At 69.0% G+C, this 6,927-nt stretch carries 8 protein-coding genes; 7 read left to right on the top strand and 1 reads right to left on the bottom strand.

Annotated features, from left to right (window positions below; genetic code table 11):
• The 4 genes from ABYX71_RS09455 to ABYX71_RS09440 all read left to right on the top strand — a co-directional run.
• On the top strand, positions 1–462 hold a 462-nt coding region (locus ABYX71_RS09455), incomplete at its 5' end, for a glycine zipper 2TM domain-containing protein (RefSeq protein ID WP_372696254.1).
• A gap of 16 nt (positions 463–478) precedes the next feature.
• Positions 479–937, top strand: a complete 459-nt coding sequence (locus ABYX71_RS09450; RefSeq protein ID WP_372696253.1) for a hypothetical protein — start codon at positions 479–481, stop codon at positions 935–937.
• Between the two features lie 13 nt (positions 938–950).
• Entirely contained in the window at positions 951–1,628 is a 678-nt protein-coding gene (locus ABYX71_RS09445; RefSeq protein WP_372696252.1) for a response regulator, read from the top strand.
• Position 1,629: 1 nt separating this feature from the next.
• Entirely contained in the window at positions 1,630–2,967 is a 1,338-nt protein-coding gene (locus ABYX71_RS09440) for an ATP-binding protein (protein WP_372696251.1), read from the top strand.
• A 113-nt stretch (positions 2,968–3,080) separates the two neighbouring features.
• On the opposite strand, the gene ABYX71_RS09435 is transcribed toward ABYX71_RS09440, so the two are convergent.
• Entirely contained in the window at positions 3,081–3,890 is an 810-nt protein-coding gene (locus ABYX71_RS09435; protein ID WP_372696250.1) for a GGDEF domain-containing protein, read from the bottom strand.
• Positions 3,891–4,347: 457 nt separating this feature from the next.
• Between ABYX71_RS09435 and ABYX71_RS09430 the strand changes: the two genes are divergently transcribed.
• The 3 genes from ABYX71_RS09430 to ABYX71_RS09420 form a co-directional block, all read left to right on the top strand.
• Positions 4,348–5,523 (top strand): acyl-CoA dehydrogenase family protein, encoded by a 1,176-nt coding sequence (locus tag ABYX71_RS09430; protein WP_372696249.1) that lies wholly within the window; start codon positions 4,348–4,350, stop codon positions 5,521–5,523.
• Positions 5,520–6,539, top strand: a complete 1,020-nt coding sequence (locus ABYX71_RS09425) for a phosphotransferase family protein (protein WP_372696248.1) — start codon at positions 5,520–5,522, stop codon at positions 6,537–6,539. The genes ABYX71_RS09430 and ABYX71_RS09425 overlap by 4 nt, the downstream gene beginning before the upstream one ends.
• A gap of 2 nt (positions 6,540–6,541) precedes the next feature.
• The coding region (locus ABYX71_RS09420; protein ID WP_372696247.1) for a DUF6285 domain-containing protein at positions 6,542–6,927 on the top strand (386 nt) is incomplete at its 3' end.

Genomic DNA, 6,927 nt, shown 5'->3' with positions numbered 1-6,927 from the left:
GCCGATCGCGACCGATACCACGTGGATGCGCGCGTGGTTGACGTGGAACCCATGTACCGCACCGTGCGCGTGGAACAGCCACACCGCGAGTGCTGGGACGAGGAGGTGTACGTGGAGCGGCGTGGTTACCGATCGCATACCGGCACCATTCTGGGCGGCATCGTCGGTGGCGTACTGGGCCACGAACTGGGTGGACGACACCACCACGGCCTGGCCACCGCTGCCGGCACCGTGCTGGGTGCGTCCATCGGCCGTGACCTCAGCCATCGACGCGCCGCGGACGGCTACTACACCGTCCGCGAGCGCTGCGATATACGCACCGAATACCGCGCCGAACAACGCCTGGACGGCTACCGGGTAACCTATGTCTATGCCGGCCGCGAACACGTGACCTATACCGACTACGACCCTGGCGACGTGATCCGGGTCCGTGTGGCGGTGCAGCCGACGCGCGACTACTGACCTTGCGAGTGCCGTGATGCAGCCGATCAACAAGACTTCCCGCTGGGGATGCCTGGGCGCCGGCCTGCTGGCGTTGCTGCTGGCCGGTGGCGCCGTCGCCGACACGCCGATGGGCCAGGAGCGCGGCGAGCGCTACCGCGACTCCGGCGAACAGCGCTACCGCGACCGTGGAAGCTGGGATCGCGGCGATCGGGACCCGTCATGGCGGCGTCCGCGTGATGCCCGTCGTGTCGAACGTGACCGCGACGAACGCCCCCTCGGCCAGGCCGATGACCGTTACCGCAGCCGCCGCGGCGCGCGCGACGCGGCCGACGCCGTGCGCCGCGGCGAACGCGGCCGGGGGCTGTCCTCCGAACCGGTCGACGATCGCGGCTACCGGGTGCGCGTACTCACCCCGGACGGTTACGTGCGCGAGCGCTACGTCGACCCGTACGACAACCGGCGCGGCCGCTCCGAGCGCCGCCGCCGCGACTGACGCGGGCACCCCCATGCGCGTGCTGATTGTCGAGGACGACGCCCACCTGCGCCGGCAGCTCGAAGCCGGCCTGGCACAGGCCGGCTTCGTCACCGACAGCGCCGGTGACGGCATGGAGGCCGAGTACTACGGTCTGGAATTCCCGTACGACGTGGCGGTGATCGACCTCGGCCTGCCACGGCGCGACGGCATGGCGGTGATCCGCCGTCTGCGTGATCGCGGCTGCCGCTACCCGATCCTGATCCTCACCGCCCGCGACCGCTGGCAGGACAAGGTCACCGGCCTGGACGCCGGCGCCGATGACTATCTGGTCAAGCCGTTCGAGATGGCCGAGCTGATCGCCCGGCTGCGGGCGCTGATCCGACGCACCGCCGGCTGGGCCGACAGCATCATCGCCTGCCCGCCGCTGAAGCTCGACACGCGCGAGAAACGCGCCTTTCTTGACGACGCCGAGCTCGAGCTCACCGCCTACGAATATCAGTTGCTCGAGTACCTGACACTGCACGCCGGGGAGGTCGTCTCCAAGACCGAGCTCACCGAGCACCTGTACCCCGATGATGCCGACCGGGACAGCAACGTGATCGAGGTGTTCATCCGTCGCCTGCGCCTGAAGCTGGACCCGAACGAATGCCTGCGACCGATCGAGACGCTGCGCGGGCGCGGTTACCGGCTGGCACTGCGCCGCGCCTGACGTGGATTCCATTCGCCGCCGCCTGCTACTCGCCTCGCTCGGTGTGCTGGCGGTATTTCTGGGCGCCACGGCGGTGGCCCTGGATCGCGCCTACCGCGACAGCGCCGAAGGCGCCTTGCGGGCACGCCTGAAGACCGACATCTTCGCCTTGCTGTCGGTGGCGGAACTGCGGCCCGAAGGGTTGGAACTCCCCGTCGACCTGCCCGAGAGCCGGCTGGAGATACCGGGATCTGGCCGCTACGCGGCCGTCAGCGACGCCGACGGCAAGGTGCTGTGGAGCTCCCCTTCCTTACTGGGGCTGAACCTGCCGTTCGTGCGCGGCCTGGCGCCGGGACGCGAGTCCTGGAGCCGCGTGCAGGTCGACGGCGAACAACTGCTCGCCTACAGCTATGGCATCGGCTGGGAAGTGCAGGGAGCGCCGGCACGCCAGTTCACCTTCTCCGTGGCAGCACGGCTGGACGAGCTGGCGGCCGAGATCGGGCAATTCGAGACCACGCTGATGCTGTGGCTGGGGGGCGCCGCCGCCCTACTGCTGCTGACGCAGATGCTCATCCTGCATTGGGGGCTGCGACCCTTGCGGGAGGTGGCGGCGGACCTGAAAGTCATCGAGCGTGGCGAACGCGACGACCTGGGCGGCCGCTACCCGCGCGAACTGGCGCCCCTGACCGACGGCCTGAACACGCTGCTGCGTCACGAACGGGCGCAGTTGCTGCGTCAGCGCAATGCCTTGGCCGACCTCGCACACAGCATCAAGACGCCGCTGGCCGTACTGCGCAACGCGGCCGCCGATGCCCCGCCAACACAGCGCCAGCAGCTGACCGCAGCCATCGACAGCATCGACGCCTCGCTGGCCTACCAGGCGCGCCGCGCCGCCGCCTCCGGCCGCACCACGCTGACCACCCCGGTCGCCGTCGGACCCACCGCCACACGCATCATGGCGAGCCTGGACAAGGTCTACGCCGAGAAGGGGGTCAGCGCGGAACTGGACGACCCGCGCCGCAACGTGTTCGCCGGCGACGAGGGTGATCTGTACGAACTGCTCGGCTGCCTGCTGGACAACGCCTATAAGTGGTGTGAACACCGGGTAGTTCTGAGTGTGGCAAGCAGCGCCACGCAGGGACTGATCCTGACCGTGGACGACGACGGCCCCGGAGTGCCACCACCAGCACGCGAGGCAGTGCTGGAACGCGGCAGCCGCGCCGACCGCCGCGTCGCCGGCCAGGGCATAGGACTGGCCGTGGTACGCGACATCGCCACCGCGTATGGCGGCCGCCTGGAAATCGACGACGCACCCCGACTGGGCGGGGCACGCATCAGCGTGTACCTGCCCGGCGGCTAGCGGCAATCACGCCAGCCAGGACCGTTACCTTCGACGACCAGCCGCGGTCCCGCACCGCGCCCCGTCCCGCTCAGAACAGCCCGCCGCGGTGCTGTCACACCCCGGACCGGGGCTCAATCGGTGCTGCACACGCAGTTGCGACCGGCGCGCTTGGCCGCATAGAGCGCCGTGTCGGCACGCTCGAACAAGGCCTGCGTGTCGTCGTCCGTGCGCAGGCTAGACACGCCGATGCTGAGCGTCGGCCTCACCGGCACCGGCTCCGGCGACAGTTCCGCCACCTGCGTGCGCAGCCGCTCGGCCACTTCGACCGCCGCGCTGCCCTCTCCGCCAATCAACAACACAGCGAACTCGTCGCCCGCGTAGCGAAACACTTGGTCGGAATCGCGCAGGCTGGTACGCAGTGCCTGCGCCACTTGTTGCAGCGCGCGATCACCGGCGCTGTGGCCGTGCCGGTCATTGATGAGCTTCAGGTTGTCCAGGTCGACCATCAGCAGCGCCAGACTCGAACCGTAGCGCTGAGCCCGACTGATTTCGCGGGCGAGGGCGTCGCCAAACACGCTGCGATTGGCCAGTCCCGTCAGGCGATCGGTAGCGGCCTCGTGCTGGGCACGGTAGTAGAGCAACGCATTGCGCAACGGATAAACGATGATGCCGAGCAACTGCTCCAGCGTGGCCAACTCCGTCTCGTCGAACCGCCGACAGCGCGTCAAGCTGAGCGTGCCCAGGCTCGTGTCCTCCACCGTCAACTGGTACGAACACGCGTGGCGCCCTGCGGCGCCGATCAGGATGGTCTGTTCACTGCCGGCAACGTCATGCCGGAAACTGAGGCTGTCATGCGGCACATAATCGCCGGCACTGCGCGAGAACTGCTCGATCAGCGGCTCCAGATCGAGGTTACGGGCCAGGCTGACTGCGAGGGCCAAGGACTGTTGGGCCAGATCCGCCGGTCTCAGACGCGCCCTCGCTGGCGGCGGCAAAGGCGCTGATTGTTGTTTCGACACGATAGTGATGGGTTTCATCCCGTCCGATCCCCGGGTCAATAAAACTGGGCATTCATCCATCCCAGCGCACGACACCCCCTAGCAGCTCCCATGCCACTTGAAGAAAATTACCCCAAAAACGCGCTCAGCCCATTGTTTGAAATCATGATTTCAGGCTGGCCACCCGACACCTCCCGCAACCTTGGCGGCCAGTGTGCCAGAAGGCCGGCACCTCACACAGATCGATGCGTCACAGCGCCAACATTCCGGCGCCCCGGCCGCCAGCGGACCGATGCAGCACTGGCACCCGCAGAGCCCCCATACCGCCCGGGCTAGAATGCGGCACCGCACTGGACACGCCGCGCCGCGGCCCCATCACGACCGAGAAGGTGCCCAAACAATGCTTGATTTTTCGCCCAGTCCCGAAACCGAAGCCCTCGTCGCCAGGACACGCCAGTTCGTCGAGGAGGTCGTGATCCCTCGGGAAGCGGAAGTCGCGAGTGAACCGCATCGGCTGGAATCCATCCGCGGCGAGCTGCAGCAGGCGGCGCGCGAGGCGGAACTGTTCGCGCCGCGCGTGCCGCGCGACCACGGTGGCCTCGGCCTGAACTGGCGCGACAGCGCCCTGGTGTTCGAAACCGCCGGGCGCAGCCTGCTCGGCCCGCAGGCGCTCAACTGCGCGGCCCCGGACGAAGGCAACATGCACCTGCTGCACGCCGTCGGTTCGGCCGCACAGCAGGCGCGCTACTACGCACCACTGGCCCGCGGCCAGGTGCGCTCGGCCTTCGCCATGACGGAGCCGGCACCCGGTGCCGGCTCCGACCCGTCCATGCTGTCCACGCGCGCGGAGCGCGACGGCGACGGCTGGGTGATCAACGGCGACAAGTGGTTCATCAGCGGTGCCGACGGCGCCGCCTTCGCCATCTGCATGGCGCGCACGGACGACGGCCCGACCATGTTCCTGGTCGATGCCGACAACCCCGGTTTCGAGATCACGGCACTGACACCGACACTGGATCATGCCTTCCCCGGGGGGCATTGCGAGGTACGTTTCGCCGACTGCAAGGTCGGTGCCGACGCGGTGCTCGGCGAGATCGGCAAGGGCTACGACTACGCCCAGCTGCGCCTGGGGCCCGGCCGCCTGACGCACTGCATGCGCTGGCTGGGCATCGCCGGACGCGCGCTCGACATCGCCATGGACTACGTCAACCAGCGTGAGTCGTTCAAGAAACGCCTGGCCCAGCACCAGGAAATGCAGCGCCTGGTGGCGGAATCCGCCATCGAGATGCACGCGTCGCGGCTGATGATCTGGCAGGCCGCCTGGTGCCTGGACCGCGGCGAGAAGGCCCTGCACGAGACCAGCATGACCAAGGTGTTCGTGGCCGAGGCCGTCAACCGCGTGGTCGATCGGGCCCTGCAGATGTGTGGCGCGCGCGGCATCAGCGAGTACCTCCCGCTGGCCAACTTCTACCGCGAGATCCGCGGTTTTCGCATCTACGACGGCGCCACCGAGGTACACCGCGCCAGCATCGGCATCCGCCTGCTGCGCGAGGCGGCCAAGCGGAGCGACACGTGAGCGAGACACAAACACTCACCGCCGCGCTGGCGCCGTGGCTGGCCGAGCGGTTCGGCCCCACGGCGCGCATCGCCGACCTCAGGCTGCTGGCCGGCGGCGCCTCGCAGCAGGCCTGGCGGCTGGCGCTCGACGGCGCGGACGCACCGGCACTGATCGTGCGCCGGGACCTTGGCGGGCGCATGTTCGCCACCGCGCTCGGCCGAGCGGACGAGTACGCCGTGATCGCGCTGGCCCACCAGGCCGGTGTGCCAGTGCCCGAGCCGTACGCCTACCTGCCGGACATCGAAGGCAAGGAAGCGTTCGTCATGGCGTGCCTGGAAGGCGAGACCATCGGCCGGCGCATCGTGCGCGAACCGCGCCTGCAGGCCGCACGCGGCCGCCTGGCGGCGCAGATGGGCACGGCACTGGCCGCCATCCACAGCATCGCGCCCGAAAAGGCCGCGTTCCTGCCCGGCCCGGCGGCGGGCGAAGGACCGGCCGCCTATGGCTTGCGCCTGCTCGAACAGGAGCTGGCTGCCGTCGATGAGCCGTACCCGGCACTGGAACTCGGCCTGGCCTGGCTGCGCGAGCGCATGCCGGCCGAAACCGCGCCCGTGCTGTGTCACGGCGACTACCGCGTCGGCAACATGGTGGTCGACGAGAAGGGTCTGGTCGGCGTACTGGACTGGGAGTTCGCCCACCGCGGCCACCCCGGCGAGGATCTGACCTTCGGCGCCATCCGCGCCTGGCGCTTCGGACAGGCAAGCCGCCGCTACGGCGGTGTCGGTGACATGGCCGATTTTCTCGATGCCTACAACACCGCCCGCGGCACCCGGTTCACCGAACGCGAGCTGTACTGGTTCGAAGTGGCATCCAACCTCAAGTGGGGCATCGCCACCGTCACCCAGGCGCGCCGTCACCTGTCCGGACAGGAACCCAGCCTTGAACTGGCCAGCCTCGGTCGCATGACGGCCGAGATCGAGCTGGAAATCCTGAGCCTGCTCGACCCGCGCCACCCGCGCCACCCCGGAGACTGAGCGTGCAAGACCGCCCCACCCTGCCAGAACTGCTGGACGCCGTGCGCGGCTTCATCTCCGACGAAGTCCTGCCGACGCTGCACGATCACCGCCTGCGCTTTCGTAGCCTGGTGGCCGCCAACCTGCTGGACATGATGCGCCGCGAACTGGCGCTGGAGCCGGGCATCCTGCGCCGCGAACACGAGCGCCTGGCGACACTGCTGGGGGCACCGGCCACCGTCGACGCGGATGCCGACCTGGCCGCGGCCATTCAGGCGCAGTACGCCGCCCTGTGCCAACGCATCCGCGCCGGCACCGCGCCGCCGGACACCCGCGCCGCGCTCACCGACAGCGTGCGCGGCAAGCTGGAAGTGGCCAATCCCCGCTACCTGGACGGCTTCGAGCCGGT

Source organism: Immundisolibacter sp. (assembly GCF_041625615.1).
GTDB lineage: Bacteria > Pseudomonadota > Gammaproteobacteria > Immundisolibacterales > Immundisolibacteraceae > Immundisolibacter.
The sequence above is the reverse complement of the archived record's forward strand: the minus strand, read 5'-3'. Positions and strand labels throughout refer to the sequence as shown.